General features: G+C 69.4%; 16 protein-coding genes and 1 other annotated feature. Of the genes, 12 read left to right on the plus strand and 4 right to left on the minus strand.

All coding sequences use genetic code 11. The features are described 5' to 3' along the window. Positions 1–121 precede the first annotated feature (121 nt). Positions 122–177: a sequence feature (sul1 is cis-regulatory element that is thought to sense ions involved in sulfur or methionine metabolism; They are found in Alphaproteobacteria), on the plus strand. Between the two features lie 65 nt (positions 178–242). The 4 genes from ACLBXP_RS09100 (at position 243) to ACLBXP_RS09115 (ending at position 6234) form a co-directional block, all read left to right on the plus strand. Next, entirely contained in the window at positions 243–1727 is a 1485-nt protein-coding gene (locus tag ACLBXP_RS09100; RefSeq protein WP_447667316.1) for a SulP family inorganic anion transporter, read from the plus strand. Between the two features lie 166 nt (positions 1728–1893). Then, on the plus strand, positions 1894–4773 hold the full coding sequence (locus tag ACLBXP_RS09105) for a response regulator (protein WP_447667317.1): 2880 nt from the start codon (positions 1894–1896) through the stop codon (positions 4771–4773). 31 nt (positions 4774–4804) lie between these two features. Further along, positions 4805–5164: a response regulator gene (locus tag ACLBXP_RS09110; protein ID WP_447667318.1), complete on the plus strand. Its 360-nt coding sequence runs from the start codon at positions 4805–4807 to the stop codon at positions 5162–5164. Positions 5165–5199: 35 nt separating this feature from the next. Then, entirely contained in the window at positions 5200–6234 is a 1035-nt protein-coding gene (locus ACLBXP_RS09115; protein ID WP_447667319.1) for an adenylate/guanylate cyclase domain-containing protein, read from the plus strand. A gap of 291 nt (positions 6235–6525) precedes the next feature. Here ACLBXP_RS09115 and ACLBXP_RS09120 read toward each other — a convergent pair whose 3' ends face one another. Further along, positions 6526–6747: a DUF3658 domain-containing protein gene (locus tag ACLBXP_RS09120; protein WP_447667320.1), complete on the minus strand. Its 222-nt coding sequence runs from the start codon at positions 6745–6747 to the stop codon at positions 6526–6528. A 198-nt stretch (positions 6748–6945) separates the two neighbouring features. Here ACLBXP_RS09120 and sorT point away from each other — a divergent pair, with 198 nt between their 5' ends. The 4 genes from sorT to ACLBXP_RS09140 all read left to right on the plus strand — a co-directional run bounded on the left by sorT (position 6946) and on the right by ACLBXP_RS09140 (position 11858). Then, positions 6946–8172 (plus strand): SorT family sulfite dehydrogenase catalytic subunit, encoded by a 1227-nt coding sequence (gene sorT, locus ACLBXP_RS09125; RefSeq protein WP_447667321.1) that lies wholly within the window; start codon positions 6946–6948, stop codon positions 8170–8172. Beyond that, positions 8169–8513, plus strand: a complete 345-nt coding sequence (gene sorU, locus ACLBXP_RS09130) for a SorU family sulfite dehydrogenase c-type cytochrome subunit (RefSeq protein ID WP_447667322.1) — start codon at positions 8169–8171, stop codon at positions 8511–8513. Before sorT ends, sorU begins: the two co-directional genes overlap by 4 nt. Before the next feature lie 414 nt (positions 8514–8927). Continuing rightward, positions 8928–10787 carry an ABC transporter ATP-binding protein gene (locus ACLBXP_RS09135; protein ID WP_447667323.1) on the plus strand — a complete coding sequence of 620 codons (1860 nt, stop codon included), beginning with the start codon at positions 8928–8930 and terminating at the stop codon, positions 10785–10787. A 192-nt stretch (positions 10788–10979) separates the two neighbouring features. Continuing rightward, positions 10980–11858, plus strand: a complete 879-nt coding sequence (locus ACLBXP_RS09140) for an SDR family oxidoreductase (protein ID WP_447667324.1) — start codon at positions 10980–10982, stop codon at positions 11856–11858. A gap of 489 nt (positions 11859–12347) precedes the next feature. Here the strand turns inward: ACLBXP_RS09140 and ACLBXP_RS09145 are convergent, their stop codons facing one another. Continuing rightward, complete coding sequence (locus tag ACLBXP_RS09145) at positions 12348–13010, minus strand: GDYXXLXY domain-containing protein (protein ID WP_447667325.1); 663 nt, start codon at positions 13008–13010, stop codon at positions 12348–12350. Further along, on the minus strand, positions 13007–14359 hold the full coding sequence (locus ACLBXP_RS09150) for a DUF2157 domain-containing protein (RefSeq protein WP_447667326.1): 1353 nt from the start codon (positions 14357–14359) through the stop codon (positions 13007–13009). The genes ACLBXP_RS09145 and ACLBXP_RS09150 overlap by 4 nt, the downstream gene beginning before the upstream one ends. 245 nt (positions 14360–14604) lie before the next feature. Between ACLBXP_RS09150 and ACLBXP_RS09155 the strand changes: the two genes are divergently transcribed. Next, a complete protein-coding gene (locus ACLBXP_RS09155; protein WP_447667327.1) occupies positions 14605–15237 on the plus strand; it encodes a class I SAM-dependent methyltransferase in 633 nt (210 codons plus the stop codon). Between the two features lie 78 nt (positions 15238–15315). On the opposite strand, the gene ACLBXP_RS09160 is transcribed toward ACLBXP_RS09155, so the two are convergent. After that, entirely contained in the window at positions 15316–16794 is a 1479-nt protein-coding gene (locus ACLBXP_RS09160) for an 8'-apo-carotenoid 13,14-cleaving dioxygenase (RefSeq protein ID WP_447667328.1), read from the minus strand. A 262-nt stretch (positions 16795–17056) separates the two neighbouring features. Here ACLBXP_RS09160 and ACLBXP_RS09165 point away from each other — a divergent pair, with 262 nt between their 5' ends. From ACLBXP_RS09165 to ACLBXP_RS09175, 3 genes are all read left to right on the plus strand, one after another. Continuing rightward, positions 17057–17722: a TenA family protein gene (locus tag ACLBXP_RS09165; RefSeq protein WP_447667329.1), complete on the plus strand. Its 666-nt coding sequence runs from the start codon at positions 17057–17059 to the stop codon at positions 17720–17722. A 150-nt stretch (positions 17723–17872) separates the two neighbouring features. After that, positions 17873–18247 carry a VOC family protein gene (locus ACLBXP_RS09170; RefSeq protein ID WP_447667330.1) on the plus strand — a complete coding sequence of 125 codons (375 nt, stop codon included), beginning with the start codon at positions 17873–17875 and terminating at the stop codon, positions 18245–18247. A 356-nt stretch (positions 18248–18603) separates the two neighbouring features. Beyond that, entirely contained in the window at positions 18604–18873 is a 270-nt protein-coding gene (locus ACLBXP_RS09175) for a hypothetical protein (RefSeq protein WP_447667331.1), read from the plus strand. The last annotated feature ends 11 nt before the right edge of the window (positions 18874–18884 follow it).

Below are 18884 nucleotides of genomic sequence, written 5' to 3' on the forward strand. Positions count from 1 at the left end.
ACGGCGCAAACGGCCGGTGGCGTAGGTGTCACGGCTGCATCCGAAGCAGCGTCGGCGCTGCATTCGCACGGGGAGCAGATGTTGCATTGCGGCACGCGGTTCCGCTATGGAGCGGCATTCGCAAGGACCCGGTGCAAGCCCGGGTGGCTCTTCCGGCCGCCGATCCGCCGGACCACGCACACGACCTGACGCTCCTCGTAGTCGCCCGAGCGGCCGACGCGCGTCCCGTTGCGGAACTCATCATGCCTGCTCCGACATCGTCCCTGCGCGGCCGGTTCGCGAACGCGCGTGCCGACATCCTCTCCGGCATCGTCGTCGCCCTCGCGCTGATCCCGGAGGCCATCGGCTTCTCGGTGATCGCGGGCGTCGATCCGAAGGTCGGCCTTTACGCCTCCGTCGTCATCGCCTGCGTCATCGCCTTCACGGGTGGACGACCGGCGATGATCTCGGCCGCCACCGCTGCCACGGCCGTGGTCATGGTCGACCTCGTCCGCGAGCACGGCGTGCAATACCTCTTCGCCGCCACCATCCTAATGGGCGCTCTCCAGATCGTCGCCGGGCTCCTCAAGCTCGGGCGCCTGATGCGCTTCGTCTCGCGCTCGGTCATGACGGGCTTCGTCAACGCGCTCGCGATCCTCATCTTCCTGGCGCAGCTTCCCGAGCTGCACGGCGTGCCGCCCGCTACCTACGGCCTCATCGCGCTCGGGCTTGCCATCATCTACGGCTTGCCGCGCCTGACCCGGGCCGTGCCCTCCCCTCTGGTCGCCATCGTCGTCCTGACCGCCCTGACCGCCGCCCTCGGGCTCGACGTGCGGCGGGTCGCCGATCTCGGCGCACTGCCCGCGACGTTGCCGCACTTCGCGCTGCCGCAGGTGCCGCTCACGTTCGAGACGCTGCGCATCCTCCTGCCCTATGCGGCGGCGCTCGCGGCGGTCGGTCTGCTCGAGAGCCTGCTCACCGCACAAATCGTCGACGACATGACCGACACACCGAGCAACAAGAACCGGGAGTGCGTCGGGCAGGGCCTCGCCAACATCGCCTCCGCCGCGTTCGGCGGCATGGGCGGCTGCGCGATGATCGGCCAGTCGGTGATCAACGTCTCCTCGGGTGCGCGCGGGCGGCTCTCCACCCTTACCGCGGGCGCCTGTCTCCTCGTTCTCCTCGTGGCGCTCCAGGGCCTCCTAGCCCTGGTGCCGGTGGCGGCGCTGACGGCCGTGATGATCATGGTCTCGGTCAACACCTTCGCCTGGCGCTCGCTTCTGCAGCTGCGCACGAATCCGCTGCCGTCCTCCTGCGTGATGCTCGCGACCGTCGCGGTGGTGGTGGCGACGGGCAACCTCGCGATTGGCGTCCTCATCGGCGTGCTGCTGTCGGGCGTGTTCTTCGCGGGCAAGGTCTCCCGGCTGAGCCACGTGGCATCCGAACTTTCGGAGGATGGGCGCACCCGCACCTACCAAATCACAGGTCAGGTCTTCTTCGCCTCGGCCGGAGCCTTCGCGGAGGCCATCGACGTGTCGGAGCCGGTGGACCGCCTGATCATCGACGTGCAGGCGGCGCACTTCTGGGACATCTCGGCGGTCAGCGCGCTCGACGGTGTCGTGCTGCGGGCCCGACGTCAGGGACGGTCCGTCCAGGTCATCGGCCTCAACGCGGCGAGCGCGACGATGGTCGAGCGCTTCGGGACGCACGACAAGCCGGGCGTGTCCGCAACGCAAGCGGCCCACTGACACGCCCCCGCTCCAGGGACGACACCGTCCCGGCTTCTCCGGAAGTCGAACCGTGGCGGCTACCCATGGCCGCTACCATGCAGTAGCCTCCCCTCCGGCTCGGTCCGATATACCGGTCAGGCCAGCCTGTCGGACTGGATCCGACGTTCGAGGCGGCAGGCAGTTCATGGGAGCCTTCGACACCGACCCTGCCTTCGGCGACGGCGTGCGGCAGCGTCTGATCGAGGCCATCGAGAGCAGTTCTGATGGTTTCGCGCTGTTCGATGCCGAGGACCGCCTCCTCCTCTGCAATGAGCATTTTCGGCAATTTCATCCCGGTCTGATCGACATGATGCGGCCGGGAGGCTCGTTCTCGTCGATCGCGCGCGCCGCTGCGGAACGCTGCTTCGTCCGGGATGAGGGCGACACGGTCGAAGGCTGGCTCGAGGGCCGCCTCTCCCACTACCGCGACCCGCACGGGCCGCTTCTCCAGCAGCTGGTCGACGGGCGTTGGATCCAGATCAACGAGCGCAGGACCCGGGACGGCGGGACCGTCGCCGTCTACACAGACGTCACCGATATCAAGCGCACGGAGGAAGCCCTGCTGACGACGCAGGGGCGGCTGACCTACCTCCTGACCGCGTCCCCGTCGATGGTCTGCAGCTTCGAGGTCGGCGGCCGGAACGCGCCGACCTTCATCAGCGAGAACGTGCGCGACCTCCTCGGCTACGAACCGAGCGACTACCTCGCTGGCCCCGAATTCTGGCTGGACCGGCTCCATCCCGAGGACCGGGACCGGGTGCTGGGCGAGTTCCCCCGCCTCCTGGAGCTTGGCCACAACGTCATCGAGTACCGGTTCCTGCGCAAGGACGGCACCTATCGGTGGGTCCGGGACGAGCAGCGCCTCGTGCGCGGCCCGCACGGCGAGCCGGTCGAGGTCGTGGAATCCTGGAGCGACATCACCGAGCGCAAGGAGTCCGAGTTCGCCCTCCGGGAGCAGACGGCCTTCGTCGAGCTGCTACAGGCGGCCGCGACTGCGGCCAACGAGGCCCCGACCGTCGAGGACGCGCTGCAATTCTGCCTGGACCGGGTGGCCGCCCATACCGGGTGGCCCCTCGGACACGCCTACGCGGTGGCCGAGGACGGGAGCCGATCCCTCCTGTCGACCGGTCTCTGGCACTGCGACGAGCCGGAGCGCTTCGCGCGCTTCCGGGCGGTCACCGCCGAGATGCCGCTCGCCGCCGGCGTCGGGCTGCCGGGCCGCGTGCTAATCTCCGGCGAGCCGGCCTGGGTTCTCGACCCCGCGCCGGAGCCCGGCCAGCCTCGGGCGGCGGCCGCTGCCGCCGACGGGATACGGGCCGCTTTCGCCTTCCCGGTCACGATCGGACGCGAGGTCGTCGCGGTACTGGAATTCTTCGCCTGCGAGGCGCGGGCTCCGAATGAGGGGCTCCGCAAGGTCATGGTGAACATCGGCGCGCAGCTCGGGCGGGTGGTCGAGCGCAAGCGCGCCGAGGAGAGCCTGCGCCAGGCCAAGGACGCCGCGGAGAACGCGAGCCAGGCCAAGAGCAGCTTCCTCGCCAACATGAGCCACGAGCTGCGCACGCCCCTCAACGCGATCATCGGCTTCACCCGCCTGGTGATGCGCCGCGCCAAGGACGTTCTGCCCGTCAAGCAGTTCGAGAACCTCGAGAAGATCCTGACGAGTTCCGAGCACCTGCTGTCGCTCATCAACACCATCCTCGACCTGGCCAAGGTGGAGGCCGGCCGGATGGAGGTGAAGGCGTCGGACTTCGCGCTCGAATCCACCATCGACCTCTGCCTCCGGACGGTCGAGCCCCTGGTCCGGAGCGAGCGCGTGCGGCTCGTCAAGGACGTCGAGGGCCTGCCGGAGATGGTCCGCACCGACCAGGAGAAGCTGAAGCAGATCCTCATCAACCTGCTCAGCAACGCCATCAAGTTCACCGAGGCCGGTTCGGTCACGCTGCGCGCGCGCGTCGTCGGCGACAGGATCGCGCTCGCCGTGGTGGACACCGGCATCGGCATCCCGGGCGAGGCGCTGGCGTTGATCTTCGAGGAATTCCAGCAGGTCGACAACTCCGCGAGCCGGGCGCATGGCGGCACGGGCCTCGGCCTCGCCATCAGCCATCGGCTGGCCAGGATGCTGGGCGGCGAGGTCTCGGTCGAGAGCAGGGAGGGAGAGGGCTCGACCTTCACCCTCACCATCCCGCCAAGCGTCGCGGGCGCGCTCGAACTCCCGCCGGTGCAGCCGGCGCCGACGCCCCCACCGGCGGCGGACGCCGTGCCCCTGCCGGGGTCACGGCTCGTGCTGGCGATCGACGACGACCCGAACGTCGTCTACCTCCTGAAGGAGAACCTGTCCGATGCGGGCTACGAGGTGGTCGGCGCCCCCAACGGCGAGGACGGCCTGCGCAAGGCGCGCGAGCTTCGGCCGCGGGCCATCACCCTCGACATCATGATGCCGGGCACCGACGGGTGGCAGGTGCTGCACGCGCTCAAGACCGACCCCGCGACGCGCGAGATCCCCGTGATCCTGATCTCGATCGTCGACCAGAAGGAGCTCGGCTTCCGCCTCGGCGCCAACGACTACATCGTGAAGCCGTTCGAGCGCGAGTCGCTGATCGGCGCCCTCGGGCGCATCGCCCCCAACAGCGAGCGCATCCTCGTCGTCGACGACGACCCTAACGTGGTCGACCTCGTGCGCCAACTGCTGGACGGCGAGAGCTGCACGATCGACTGGGTCCCGGACGGGGCTGCGGGTCTGGAGAGCATCGCCAAGATCCGCCCGAGCGTGATCCTCCTCGATCTCCTGATGCCGCGCATGGACGGCCTCACCTTCCTCGACCACCTCCAGGCCGACCCCGTCAACCGGACGATCCCGGTCGTCGTGCTGACGGCCGCCGCGCTCGATGCGGCCGAGCAGGGCATGCTGCGGGAGCGCGTGCTGGGGCTGATCGACAAGCGGGTGCTGGATCGCGAGGCCCTCGTCCGCGAGGTCCGCCGGGTCCTGCCGCTCACCGAGCAGGCGTGTGCCGGGGGCGGGCGATGAGCGGCGCTGCTCCGGCACGGATCCACGCGCGATGAAGACCATCCTCATCGTCGAAGACGTCGCGCTGAACCGCGACCTGCTGATGCAGCTCCTCGAGGACGACTACGCCCTGGTGATGGCGGTCGACGGGGGTGCGGGCGTTGCGATGGCGGCGAGCCACGCGCCGGATCTCATCCTCATGGACCTTTCGCTCCCCGTCATCGACGGCTGGGAGGCGACGCGACGCATCAAGGCCGATCCGGCGACGGCGGGCATCCCCATCATCGCCATCACCGCCAACGCGATGAGCGGCGACGAGGACAGGGCCAAGGCGGCGGGCTGCGACGAGTTAATGACGAAGCCCGTGGACGAGGACCTGCTCTTCGCCAAGCTGCGTCACTGGCTCGACTGAGCGCAGGTGCCCCCGAAGCGCCGAGAGAGAGATCTGTGGACCCGGCACGCATCTTGATCGTCGATGACGAAGCCTTCAACCTCGACCTGCTGGAGCAGGAGCTGGAGGACCTCGGGCACGCCAGCGTCCGGGCCGCGAACGGCCGCATCGCCCTCGACCTCCTGGACACGGAGCCGTTCGACCTCGTCCTGCTCGACGTGATGATGCCGATGCTCGACGGCTACGCCGTGCTGGAGCGGATGAAGGCGCACGACCGGCTGCGCCACACGCCGGTGGTGATGATCTCGGCGCTGACCGACATCCGCAGCGTCGTGCGATGCATCGAGATGGGCGCCGAGGATTATCTGCCGAAGCCCTTCGAGCCCGTGCTGCTGGAGGCCCGGATCCGCGCCTGCCTCGACAGGAAGCGGCTCCACGACCGGGAGATGGCGCACCTGGAGGCCATCGAGCACCAGCGCAGGCGCGCGGACGACCTGCTCCACGCCATCCTGCCCGTGGCGGCGGTGACCGAGTTGATGGCGACCGGCCGGGTCAAGCCCCGGCGCTTCGAGGACGTCGCGGTGCTCTTCATCGATCTCGTCGGCTTCACGGCCTGGTGCCACGACCAGAGCCCCGAAGCGGTCGTCGCCGAGGTCCAGCGCCTGGCCGAGGCGTTCGAGGTGGTCGCGAAACGGTACGGCCTGGAGAAGATCAAGACGATCGGCGACGCCTTCATGGCGACCGGCAACCTGCTGTCACCCCACGATGATCCGGTTAAAGCCGCCGTCTGCTGTGCGCGGGACATGGTCGCCGTCGCAGATGGCGGGGCCATTCGGTGGCGGGTGCGAGCAGGCGTCCACGTCGGCGCGGTCGTCGGCGGCATCGTCGGCCGGTCGAAGTTCACGTTCGATCTCTGGGGCGACACCGTGAACGTCGCCGCGCGGCTGTGCGCGCTCGGGACCGGAAACGCGGTTCATCTTTCGGAAATGGCCTTCAGGCGGATCAGGAGCGAAGAAAATCTATGCCCCGTCGGCAAGGTATTCCTCAAAGGGAAAGGTGAGTACGAAGTCTACAGCTGTGATCTCAAATAGACGGATTGTTCTGCCGAGATCGATGAGTTCCCCGTCGTAACAATGTCGGCCCGGGTCAATGTGCTTCGCGGACTCTGCGGGCGGTACCGCACGGCGCTCTCATCGGATCTCAGGTCGGCAATCAGCCAGCGGGCCGGCGAACCTTGTAGTCCCGCAATCCCGGTCCAGAATCCGTCATCTCAAGAACTCCCGCGTGGCCGAGAGCCTGAATGCGCCCGAACAGGACGATGTCGCTGACACCTTGACCCGGCGGGTCAACCGCGACGGACACGTGATGCAAGGCGTGCCCGATCAACGCCACAGCGATCGCCCCTTCGCGCTGGCCTGGGCGGTGAGCACGGCATCGAAGTGCGTGAGTGGGGCCGAGATCAGGCGGCCGTCGCGCACGATGCGCAGCGGTGCATCCTTGCGCCTCAAGTTCGACCAGGCGGCTGCGGCGGCCTCGCACTCGGCGCGTGAGACGGTGCGTCGCTTGTCCCGCAAGCCGGATGCAAGGATGTCCTCGCACCGCATGAACCTCGATCGGCCGCGCAAGCGTTGTGATCGGTATCCCGCGGACGCGCATCCGGTCCATGACAGGCTGTCGGGTGCGAGGGGTAGAGACGCAGTGGCGTACCCTGTCAGGTCTCGCGACGCGCAACGCTTGACGGTCAACCTCCCGCGCAGCAGTAACATTCTTCTCTATAATGCCGAAACGGGAGGATGTTCTGCGTGTCTGAGCCGACGATCCTGCATCGCCGCCACATCCTCACCGCTGGAGCCTCCGCGGTCGCCGCCGGCATCGCAGCGCCCGCGTCGGCCTTCGAGACGGGCCAGCCCGGGACGGAGCCGCCCAAGGCAGCCTCGAAGCTGCCGGCCTACGTCGCCTGGAAGGATGGCGATGCGTTCACCGTCCATTCGAACCAGACGCTCGAGACCAAGCGCGGGCTGACCGACGGCGTGATCACGCCGATCGACCGCCTGTTCATCCGCAACAACGTCAACCCGCCCACCGAGGCCATCGTGGCCGACCGGGAGGCCTGGCGGGTCGAGATCGCGGGCGTCGCCAGACCCGCGACGCTGACCCTGGCCGATTTGAAGCGGCTCGGACTCGCGAGCGTGGCCACCGTCCTGCAATGCTCCGGCAACGGCCGCAGGTACATGCAGGACATGCTGCAGCCCGGTCAGAAGATCTCCGGCACCCCGTGGACGGTGGGCGCTGCGGGCTGCGTGATCTGGACCGGCGTCCCGCTCAAGGCCGTGGTCGAGTCGCTCGGCGGAGCGGCATCGGGGGTGAGATTCATCACCGGTACGGGCGGCGAGGACTTGCCCCCCGCGCTCAAGCCCAAGGATATCGTCGTCGAGCGCTCCGTCCCGCTCTCCACTCTCGACACGGTGATCCTCGCCTGGGAGGTGAACGGCGCGCCGATCCCGCTCGCGCATGGCGGGCCGCTTCGGATGATCGTGCCGGGCTATTCCGGCGTGAACAACATCAAGTACGTGAAGACGGTGGCGCTCACGGAGGCCGAGACGGACGCCAAGATCCAGGCCACGAGCTACCGCATGCACGGTGTCGGCGAGAAGGCTTCGCCGAGCCAGCCGTCGATCTGGGAGCAGCCGGTGCGCTCGTGGATCAACGCCCCCCTGACCGGGATCCCGGCCGGTCGCACCATCGTGACGGGCGTGGCGTTCGGCGGGCTGCACGCGGTGGCGCAGGTCGAGGTCTCGGCAGACGACGGCAGGACCTGGACGCGCGCGCCCTTCGTCGGCCCGGACCTCGGGCCCTACGCGTGGCGCGTCTTCGCGCTGCCGATCGACCTCCCCACCGGCACGCACGTGCTGGCGAGCCGAGCGACCGACGCGGGCGGCAATGTCCAGCCGGACAGCACGCCTCCGAACGGCGGCGGCTACAGCTACAACGGCTGGCGCGGTCCGGCGATCACCCTGGAGGTCGCATGACGCCGCGGGACGGTGCGACGTCCGCCGCGCGTGCGCTCGCTCTGCTCGCAGGCCTCCTCGTCTGCGAAACGGCGTCGGCCGATCCTGCCCGGCTCGAACTCGGCAAGCGCGTGTTCACGGAGATCTCGGAGCCGCGCTGCGGCGCCTGTCACACGCTGGCAGACGCCGGCACCACGGGTGACGTCGGACCCGTCCTCGATGGGCTGAAGCCGGATGCCGCCCGCGTCGCGGCCGCGGTGAGCGGCGGCATCGGGGTGATGCCGGCGTTCGAGGACCTGACGCCGGAACAGATCGAGGCCGTCGCGCTCTACGTCGCCACCGTCGCCGGAAAAGCGAAATAGGTCGCGCCCAGGCCGTTGGTCCTCGGATCTCGCAACAGCCAGGGAGGCCCCGGAGGCGATGCCGTCGGACTCAGTTCGCCGAACAGAGCTTGGTCCGCTCCGATGTACGATTGTCTTGAGGGCAATCGGGCGGCTGCCGGGTCGATCCGCGCCCGTGGCTGCCGTTCGAACGAGCTGTGCGGATCACTGTAGGCGGACATCGCTGCACCGCGCGCGAACAGCGATGCACGCAGTGTCTCGACGATCGCCTCTCGCTGGCCGAGGACGGTCAGGCTGCCCTGTATCAGACGGCATCGGATCGCGGGTACAATCGTGGCGCGCCCTCACCCGCCCGGAACGCCTGAGCGACCCAGCGCGGGATGCATGGCACTTCCTCCGAACCCCAGGGAGCGCGCGAACTGCGCGCCGATCGATTTGCAGCCATCAGCGACCGAGAGGCTTCGCAGCTCCGCCGCGGCACGGATCGGGCCGCTGCGGCACCTGCCGGCCCTGTTCCGGCTCGCCTGGTCGACGAACCGCGCCCTGACGCTCCTCAGCGTCGGGCTCCGCCTCGCTCGCGCGGCGGTACCTGCGCTGATGCTCTACGTCGCGAAGCTCGTCGTCGACACGGTCGTGAGCGGGCGGGCCGACGGGACCCTGCCCGCGAGCGCCTCGGCCTGGCTCGCCAGTCCGCTTCTTCAGCATGTGGCACTGCTGGTCGGGATCGAGCTCGCGCTCGCGCTCGCCTCCGATCTCCTCGGGCGCGCGACGAGCCTCGTCGACGGCGTGCTGGCCGAGATGACCGGCAACGCCACCACGCTCCGCCTGATGGCGCACGCCGCCACGCTCGATCTCGCTCAGTTCGAGGACCCGGCCGTGCAGGACGGGCTGGAGCGCGCCCGGCGCCAAGTCGCCTGGCGCGCAAACCCGATGGGGCAACTGCTCGGCCAGCTCCAGGACGGCCTCACGGCCGTCTCGCTCGCGGTGGCAGTCGTCGCGTTCCTGCCCTGGCTCGTCGTGCTGCTCGTGCTCGCCCTGATCCCGGCCTTCCTCAACGAGATCCACTTCAACCGGCAGGGCTATCGGCTCGCTTACCGCCGCTCGCCGGAGCGGCGCGAGGGCGACTACATGCGCCAGCTCGGGGCCGGGGCCGAGAGCGCCAAGGAGGTCAAGCTGTTCGGCCTCAGCGGCTACCTCGCCGAGCGCTTCGGGTCGCTCGCCGACCGCGCGCTCCGCGAGAACACCCGCCTTGCGCTGCGCCGGGCCTTCGCGGGCGGGCTCTTCGCCACCCTCGGCACGCTCGCCTACTATCTCGCCTACCTCGTGATCGCGCTGCGCACGGCCACCGGCACGCTCACGCTCGGCGACCTCACGTTCCTGACGGGCGCCTTCCTGCGCCTGCGCGGCCTCGTCGAGGGGCTGCTGCTCGGCCTCTCCCAGCTCTCGGGCCAGGCGCAATACCTCGACGACCTGTTCTCCTTCCTCGCGCTCGCTCCCAACCTTCGCGCGCCCGAGCATCCCGCGCCGTTTCCGACGCCGATCCGCGAAGGCTTCGTGTTCGAGGCGGTCGGCTACCGCTACCCCGGTGCGGAGCGCTGGGCGGTGCGCGACCTCTCGCTCACGATCCCGGCCGGCGAGGTCGTGGCGCTGGTGGGCGAGAACGGCAGCGGCAAGACCACGATCGTCAAGCTCCTGGCGCGGCTCTACGACCCGACAGAGGGGCGCATCCTGCTCGATGGGCGGGACCTGCGCGACTATGATCCGGACGTCCTGCGAACGCGCATCGGCGTGATCTTCCAGGACTTCGTTCGCTTCGACCTCACGGCGGCCGAGAACATCGCGGTCGGGCGCATGGAGGCGCGCGCGGATGCGTCCCGCATCGAGGACGCGGCGGCGCGCGCCCTGGCCGACGGCGTGGTGACGCGGCTGCCGGCGGGCTATGGCCAGCGGCTGGGGCGACGCTTCGAGGACGGGGTCGATCTGTCCGGCGGCGAGTGGCAGAAATTTGCGATCGCGCGCGCCTACATGCGCGAGGCCGAGGTGCTGGTGCTGGACGAGCCGACCGCGGCGCTGGACGCCCGCGCCGAAGCGGAGGTGTTTGCCCGCCTGCGCGCGCTCGCGGTCGGGCGCACGGCGCTCCTGATCTCGCATCGCTTCTCGAGCGTGCGTCGCGCCGACCGGATCGTCGTGCTCGGGGAAGGGCGGGTGCGGGAGACCGGCACGCACGAGGAACTGGTCCGCAACGGTGGGCGCTACGCCGAGTTGTTCGAGCTGCAGGCGGCAGCCTACCGGTGATCGGCGGCCGCGGCCGATGCGCTGTCCAGGGCGGCCGGACGGCGGACAGGTCGCGGACATGCGCCGCCCAGACCTTCGATCGATCTCCGAGGCCTCCTTGTAGCGGAGCGGGTCGCGCCTGTGACCGATTGGATCAGGCCCTGGCGCTCCGGCGCCGCAGACTATGTGACTGTTGGACTCGGAGGACGATGCATGACCGGAGATCCGCGTGAAGCAGGGCCGAAGCCGCCCTTCCCCGGCGACCAGCAGCAGCCTCGCCCGGGACTGACTTCCAAGATGACGCCCGCGCCGGACCATGGCGAGGACAGCTATGTCGGCAAGAACCTGCTGTCGGGCTGCGTCGCGCTGATCACCGGCGGCGATTCCGGTATCGGCCGTGCCGTTGCCATCGCCTATGCGCGCGAAGGCGCCGATGTGGCCATCTCCTATCTCGCGGCGGAGCAGTCCGACGCCGAGGACACGGCTCGCTGGATCGAAAAGGCCGGCCGGCGAGCCCTGCTGCTGCCGGGCGACCTGCGGGACGAGGCGCATTGCCGCTCCCTCGTCGAACGGACGGTCAAGGAGTTCGGCCGGCTCGACATCCTCGTCAACAATGCGGCCGCACAGACGATCAACGACGGGCTCGACGACGTCACCGCCGAAGACCTCGAGGGGGCGTTCCGCGCCAACGTCTTCGCGATGTACTACCTCGTCCAGGCGGCCGTGCCGCACATGAAGCCGGGCGGGGCCATCGTGAACTCGACAAGCCAGCAGGCCAAGGTCGCCGACAAGAGCATGCTGATCTACGCGGCGACGAAGGGGGCGATCGCGAGCCTGACCATCGGCCTCTCGAACATGCTGGCGCCGCAGGGCATCCGGGTGAACTGCGTGGCGCCTGGCCCGATCTGGACGCCGATCCAGCCGATCGCCAAGACCCCCGAGCAACTGGCGGATTTGGGCGCGGAGACGCCGCTCGGCCGGGCCGGCCAGCCGGCCGAGCTCGCCCCGGCCTACGTGCTGCTCGCCTCGCGCGAAGGCAGCTACATGAGCGGTGCGCTCGTCCCGGTGACCGGTGGCACGCCCATGTATTGACCCGGGCTAATCCCCGCGCCGGGCTCAGCCCCATAGTGGCCGTCGCGCCTCACCGGCTCAGGATCTCGCTGGCCACCAGGAAGAGGGCAGCGGCGAGGATCCCGGAAAGCACTGCGATGAGAAGGGGATGACGCGTCATAACTGGGCGATTGTGACCGTCATCCGTATCCAGGCGATTAAAAAATGCTGAATGCAATCGCTGATGGTCGTGGCAGAATGCGTTCTCCAGAGCGATTTGCAGGCCAGCGATGACGTTGACGGAACTGACGAGAGCGATCCGGTTCCAGGGACTGCCGCGGCGTCTCCGGGGCGGCCCGGTCGAGGCTCCGACCTCAATCGTGTGGGCCGAGACACCTCAGGTCCGGATCTTCACGAGCGACAAGGGATACCCCACGACCCGCGAGTTCATCCTGATGGCTCAGGCCGCCCGCACGCGGTCCGCCGCGGCGGGAGCGGAGTGACGCGAGCACGGCATTTCAGGCTCACGCCTCACCACAGGCGAGCGGTCCTGGCGAAGGACTGCCCGGCGATCAGAATCCCGTCGAGCACCGCAACTCCGTCATTCGCAACGCGGGCTTCGACGAGGATGTCCTTGCGGGCCGTCCGGTCGAGCTTGGCGGGCACCCCCTGCGGCCCGTACCAGTGTTCGATCCCGTAGGTGACGGCCCCGCTCAGGCAAGCCGCGTGCTCGCAAGTTGCCGGTTCGGAGGCGCGGACGTTGGCGCCGGGCCGAACGTTTACCGGAGCGCCTCGGCGAACCAGCGCTCCGGAACCGAGCCGGCCGGCCACGAACAGATCCCGGCCCGCGGGCGGCTCGAACTGCACCTCGACTGCGCGGTGTATGCCCTCGGCGTCGGCCGCGAGGCGGACGAAGACTTGGCGGCCGCCGTCCAGGCGGCAACTCTCGCGGCTCACGAGATCGCAGCCGGCCGGGATCGTCGCCGCCGCAATCCCCTGGGGCCGGCCGATCTCGTAGGCGAGCACGCTGTACTCGCCACGAAACAGGTCGCGCGGGTCGCGCGTCTCGACGGCGAGGCGCACCGGGCGTCCCTGCTGCAGCCGCTGCGTCTGCTGCCATGCCAGCGTGGCGGAGGGCAGGACCTGAACTGCCAGCAATGCGACGAAGGCGACCGGAAGGAGGTAGCGTCTCACGCGGATTCTCCGATCAGGCGGCGATCGGCCCAGCGGCAGGCCGCCAGTGTCATCGCAACGAGAAGCGCGCAGACCAGCAGGTTGCCGGAGAAGGTGATGAGGCTGTGAGAGAACGCGAGCATGCCGAGCGTGAGCCCCGCGCACAGCGTCAGGCTCCAACCGAACAAGCCGCGGCGCTCCTCCAGGTGGCCGGCCACCACTAGCGTGAGCGCGGGCACGATGCCGCCCCAGACCGTAAGGATCGGTGACGGTCCCCGGACCGTCCCGGCGAGGAGCCAGGTCAGCAGTCCGAGGCCGGATGCGCCGAGCACGAGAAGGTCGGCGAGTGGCAACGGGCCGCGTCCGTCGAGGCGATGGCGAACGAGGAGGAGAGCGGCGAGCGCGAGGGCTGCGAAGGCCGGCAGGGTCATCACGCCGGGCTTGGCGCCCCCGAACCCGAGCGTGTGAAGCGCGACGATGAGGATGCCGACGAGGCACAAACCTGCGGCCGCCCGGCTGAGGGCCTCGCCGCCCTCTCGCAAGCGCGCAGCCCAACCGCCCGCCCCTGCTGTCGCCGGTGTACCCGCCGAGGCCGCGGCCAGCCCGTGGCCCAGCGCGAGGGCCAGCGCCGCGACCATGAGGACACGATCCGGAGGGACGAGGAAGGGAAGGCCGCTCGATGCGACGCCGAGGTGGTTCGTCAGCACGAGGAGGAGCAGGAGCAGCGTCGCCTCCCGCGCCGGCAGCCAACCCGCGAGGCTGGCGAGGAACAGGCAGGGACCGACGAGCCAGAAGCCGCTCCAGCCCGTGCGCAGGGCTTCCACGCCGGTGGGACCGATTCCCAAAATGCCGGTATCGGCCGCGGCCAGTGCAGCGCAGGCGATGAGGGTTGCGCCTCCGGAGCGCGTGACGAGCGCGGTGGCCAACCCGAGCGCTGAAACAGTTCCGGCAAAGCCGCGTGGATCCGCCGGCAGGTGGAAGGTTTGTCCGACCAGCGCGAGCGTGCCCGCTGCGAAGACGAGGGACAGGGTCGCCAGCCCGTCCGCGAGGCCGCGCGACGGACCGGACGAGCCGGGCGCCTGTCGCCGTGCAGCGACGTAGGTTGCGAGCACCGCCGCAGCGTTACCCAGGAAGAGAACGGCCATGCGCCAGGCAGGTGACATCGCTGCCCAGTTCGCCGCCACGAAGGCGATGATCGCGGGTGCGGCAAGCAGGAGGATGCACAGAGCGAGCAGCGCCTGGAGGTGCCCGAGGCCTCGCGGCGTGAGCGCATCGGCAGCGATGCGCTCGGCTTGCTCGGGAAGGATCAGGCCGCGCTCCTGCCAGCGCTGAAGATCGCGGCGAAGCCTTGCACGATAGGAAAGCGGCATGAGTGCCCTCGTGGCGACGAGGCGGAGTGTGTCCGAGGATCCTTAAGCGACCACCGTTCGAGTCGATTGGTCTGCACCTCGCATCGCCGGAACGTTATTTCTTTCTGAACGGCATGCCGTGCTTTGCCGCACGGCCGCCGGATTGGGGGCTGGCAGCCTTTCACGTAATCAGGGGGTGTTCCGGGCCGGCCAAGCGGCCGCGGACAGTGCCAAGTCTATCAGAACACTCTGAGGCATATCCGACGATGACTCAGGATCTCCCGGAACTGCCACGGGAAGCGTTCGCCAAGCACGATTCCGGTCCCGATCCCCTGTTCTACGCCCAGCCCCGGTTCGTGACCCATATCGACGCCGCCGCGATCGCGGCCGTGACCGGCCTGTACAGGACGGTCGTCCCGGCGGGTGGCGTCGTCCTCGACCTCATGTCGAGCTGGGTCAGCCACCTGCCCGACGAGGTCGCCTACGCCGGCGTCATCGGTCACGGCCTGAACGCGGCGGAGCTCGCCGCCAACCCGCGCCTGACCCGGCATTTCGTGCAGGACCTCAACGCCGACCCGGACCTCCCCCTCGACACGGCCTGCGCCGATGCCGCCCTGGTCTGCGTCTCGGTGCAGTACCTTGAGCGACCGGTCGCTGTCCTGTCCGAGGTCGCGCGCGTGCTGCGCCCCGGCGCCCCGGCGGTCATCAGCTTCTCGAACCGCTGCTTCCCCACCAAGGCGGTGGCCATCTGGAGCGCCCTCGACGGTGCAGGACACGCGCAACTCGTGAGCCTGTATCTGCGCCGGGCCGGCTTCGCCCGCATCGAGATCCGCGTCATGGCGCCAGAGGGACGCTCCGGCGACCCCCTGACGGCGGTGATCGGCTGGACCGCCGCCTGAGGCACGCATCGCCGGCAAGCCCGGGGGGAAGGTTCCGTGCGGGACCGTTTGCCGATGGCCCCGTCCACGGCTTACGCCTCAGGGGCTCGCTCCGACAGGATCCCCGAGGACACCCGGGTCGGCCATCCCTCGTGTCGGGAACCAGTTGCCGTGGAAGCCCGGCGGGATCCGGTGATCGAGGCGGACGCTGGCGACGGGCTGCGCCTCGAACGATCGCGCGTCGAGGACGGCGAAGTCCGTCGTGTCGCGCGCGGTGTCGATGACGAGCCCGACGAGCCACCCCTCGTCCTCGCCGGCCCCGGCATGCGCCGGCACGAAGACGAACTCGCCCGGGACGCGATCGGCACCGAACTCATGCACGCGGCGCGTGCCCGTCGTCAGGTCGTGCTTGTAGAGTTGCGTGGCACCGGCCAGTTGCGTGTTGCCGTCGGGCGGAACGCTGACCGTGTAGACGTACCGGTGGCGCTGCCCGAACAGCCGCTCATCGATGCGGGGGAACTCCTGCGCCGCGGGATCGATCACCCGGCGCTCGACCCGCTTGGCCGATGGGTCCAGCGTCCAGCGTTCGAGCCGGCCCGGCGCGTCGAGCCCGCCCCCGGCCGAGGCGAACACCGTCTCGTAGGCGACCACATCGAGGATCACCCGCCCGTCCGCGTCGTCGTAGGCGTTGGCGGCGTGAAACACGAAGCAGGGCTCGACCTCGCACCAGGCGATGTCGGCGGGCTCGCCTCGACGGGGAAGCAAACCCACGCGAGCCCTGTGATCAGGGTTCCAGCGGAACGGGAAGCGATACCCGGCGAGCAGGGCCCGCAGCGAGAACGTCACGGGCAGATCCAGCACGATCGCGAAGCGCTCCGTGATGGCGCAGTCGTGGATGCAGGGACCGTGCTCGACCGCGATCGGCACGTCCCGCACGACCTGCCCGGTCGGCGCGACGATGACGTGCCGGATGCTGTCCCAGACGCGGCCGTCATAGGCGATGGCGTGGGTCTCGCCGGTGAGCGGGTCGCGGTGCGGGTGCCCGGTGAAGGATCCGGCGAGCGTCCCGTCGAACGGGTTGTAGCGCTGCGCCTCCAGGGTCCGCGAGAGTTCGACCGGGAAGCTGCCGGCCTCCACCACGGCGAAGATCCGGCCACCGATGGTGACGACGTTGGTGTTGACGGTGTCATTGTCGCCCCGCCGCGGTCCGGGCGCGGCAGGCCGGCCGAGCGCAGCGGCAGCCGAGCGCGAACCGATCCAGCGGTTGCGATACCACAGCGCCTTGCCGCCCTCGATCGCAAGCCCGTGCACCATGCCGTCGCCGAGGAACCAGTCGTGGCCCCGCGTCGCCGGACGGACGGGGTTGGCCCCCATCTTGAGGTAGAGGCCGTCGAGCCCGGACGGGATCGCGCCGATCACGGGCAAGTCGGTGAGCGTCAGCTCCTCTCGCATCGGCGCGTGAACGCCGACCACGAAGGGGTTGCGCGTTCCGGGCAAGCGAAGCCGGTTGCAGGCTGCAACGAAGGCGGCAGCGCCCTCGACGGCGGCGCGGAAAGCCGATCGGGCTCGGTGCGACATCAACGGCGATCCCCGGGGTCGAGCAGCAAGTGGAGGCCCCGTAGCGGCCGGGAAGGCGCGCTTCCCAGCGCGCGGGTAAGAGTCCGTGAGCTCATCCGGCCGCCTCGCCGCCCAGCAGACGCAACAGACCCCAGGGCGGGACGCTGCGCCATGCGGCCGCTTGACCGGCCGGCGCGGCTCGGATGAACCGTTCGCCCGAGGAACGCCGGCGACCACCCATGGTGCTGGCGCGCATCGCTCGTGCAAGAAGGCTCTAGAGGGCATGGACGTATTCGAACGCCTGCAGTCGTCCGCTGTCGACGATTGGACCCGTTACGTCGACCACGCCTTCGTCCGCCAACTCGGCGCAGGCACCCTGCCCGAGGCGGCGTTCCGCGCCTACCTCGTGCAGGATTACCTCTTCCTGATCCAGTTCGCGCGGGCTTATGCCCTCGCCGCCTACAAGAGCCGGACACCGGCCGACATCCGTGTTGCGCAGGCTGGCCTCTCCGCCATCCTCGATGAAACGGATCTGCACATCCGCCTCTGCGCACGCTGGGGCATCGGCGCGGAGGATCTGGCCGCCACGCCAGAGCACCCCGCGACGGTCGCCTACACGCGCTTCGTGCTGGATCAAGGGGCAGCCGGCGACCTGCTCGACCTGCATGTCGCACTGGCACCGTGCGTCGTCGGCTACGCAGTCATCGGCCGTGCCCTGGCCCCGCAGGGCGTTGAGGCGCTCGAAGGCAACCCGTACCGCGAATGGATCGCGGAATACGCGGGCGAGCCCTACCAAGCCGTCGCGACGCGGGCGCGCCGCCATCTGGACGATCTCGCCGCCCGTGCGTTCACGGAAGCCCGCCTGCCCGACCTCGTGGCAACCTTCGCCGCCGCCTCCCGCCTGGAGGCCGATTTCTGGCAGATGGGTTTGGATGCCGCCCTCGGTTGAATTCCGCTGCCCAACGCCTCGCATCCCCGGCGATCAGACCTGTAAGGTCGAAGCCGCGTCGCGGGCGGACCACGTCACGGAGAGGCGCAACCTCTCTGACCGTCGCGCCATCAAGGCAGCGACGGTCTTCGACACCCAAGTGGAGGAACCATGTTCACGCACGTCATGATCGGCAGCAACGATCTCACGCGGGCCCGAGACTTCTACGATGCCACATTCGGCGCGTTGGGCGGCAAGCCCGGAGAGATGGATGCCAGGGGCCGGTTGATCTACGCCCATGACGGCGGGCGGTTCATGATCACGAAGCCGATCGACGGCAATCCGGCGACGTCCGCCAACGGTGGGACGATCGGCATCGCGGCGGCGAGCCGCGATCACGTTCTCGCCTGGCACGAAGCCGGCGTCGCTCATGGTGGCACCGCGATCGAGAGTGCACCCGGCGAACGTCCGAACGGCTCCTTCGTGGCGTATCTTCGCGACCCGGACGGAAACAAGCTCTCCGTGCGATGCCCTGCGAAGAGATGACGAACTCGCCGACGATCCGCGTCGGCGATCGAGCGTCCGCGTGGGGAATGGAACGCAATAAGCAGTTGGTTTCGTCCCCCCATCTCGGGCCGGATGGATCGCACGCCCCTCCCCCCCGAGTTGCCGGACGACCAGCAGGCGACTGCGCACAGGAAGCGCCAACGACGGGCTGCGCGCTGACAAGGCCGTCGACAGGGCCGGTATCCGGCAGCCCGCTTTTCGGGCAGGCCGGTTCGGCGCCAGTCATTGCGGTTTCGGCCAGATCCAGCCCGCGGCGGATCGGCGCTCGCAAATTCGGCTCTGCCCGACCCATGCGTCTTCCGAGGGCGGAACGGACCGCCCGTGGGAGACGGGACATGACCAAGACGATGATCTTCGTGCTCGTGGCCGGCAGCCTGATCGGCGCGGGGCATCCCGCCCTGGCACAGGAAGCGTCCGGGACGGCCGCGCCGCGCGGCAACCAGGAATTCATCGGCGTCGATCTCGACAACGGCGGCGTCTACTACAACGGTCACGACTCGGGCCGCTACTGCGTCTACCGCACGGTGGAGGTGTTCAACCGCTACACCGGCTACGTCGAGGCCCGCCGCGTGCGCCGCTGTGGCCGCGGCCTCTACCTGCGCTGAGGCGAAGCGGC

The organism is Methylobacterium sp. A54F (assembly GCF_053346035.1).

Coding starts and splice junctions, on each gene's coding strand:
- ACLBXP_RS09100 (WP_447667316.1), top strand. CDS start 243: ATGCCTGCTCCGACATCGTCCCTGCGCGGCCGGTTCGCGAACGCGCGT.
- ACLBXP_RS09105 (WP_447667317.1), top strand. CDS start 1,894: ATGGGAGCCTTCGACACCGACCCTGCCTTCGGCGACGGCGTGCGGCAG.
- ACLBXP_RS09110 (WP_447667318.1), top strand. CDS start 4,805: ATGAAGACCATCCTCATCGTCGAAGACGTCGCGCTGAACCGCGACCTG.
- ACLBXP_RS09120 (WP_447667320.1), bottom strand. CDS start 6,747: ATGCGGTGCGAGGACATCCTTGCATCCGGCTTGCGGGACAAGCGACGC.
- sorU (WP_447667322.1), top strand. CDS start 8,169: ATGACGCCGCGGGACGGTGCGACGTCCGCCGCGCGTGCGCTCGCTCTG.
- ACLBXP_RS09140 (WP_447667324.1), top strand. CDS start 10,980: ATGACCGGAGATCCGCGTGAAGCAGGGCCGAAGCCGCCCTTCCCCGGC.
- ACLBXP_RS09150 (WP_447667326.1), bottom strand. CDS start 14,359: ATGCCGCTTTCCTATCGTGCAAGGCTTCGCCGCGATCTTCAGCGCTGG.
- ACLBXP_RS09155 (WP_447667327.1), top strand. CDS start 14,605: ATGACTCAGGATCTCCCGGAACTGCCACGGGAAGCGTTCGCCAAGCAC.
- ACLBXP_RS09160 (WP_447667328.1), bottom strand. CDS start 16,794: ATGTCGCACCGAGCCCGATCGGCTTTCCGCGCCGCCGTCGAGGGCGCT.
- ACLBXP_RS09165 (WP_447667329.1), top strand. CDS start 17,057: ATGGACGTATTCGAACGCCTGCAGTCGTCCGCTGTCGACGATTGGACC.
- ACLBXP_RS09170 (WP_447667330.1), top strand. CDS start 17,873: ATGTTCACGCACGTCATGATCGGCAGCAACGATCTCACGCGGGCCCGA.
- ACLBXP_RS09175 (WP_447667331.1), top strand. CDS start 18,604: ATGACCAAGACGATGATCTTCGTGCTCGTGGCCGGCAGCCTGATCGGC.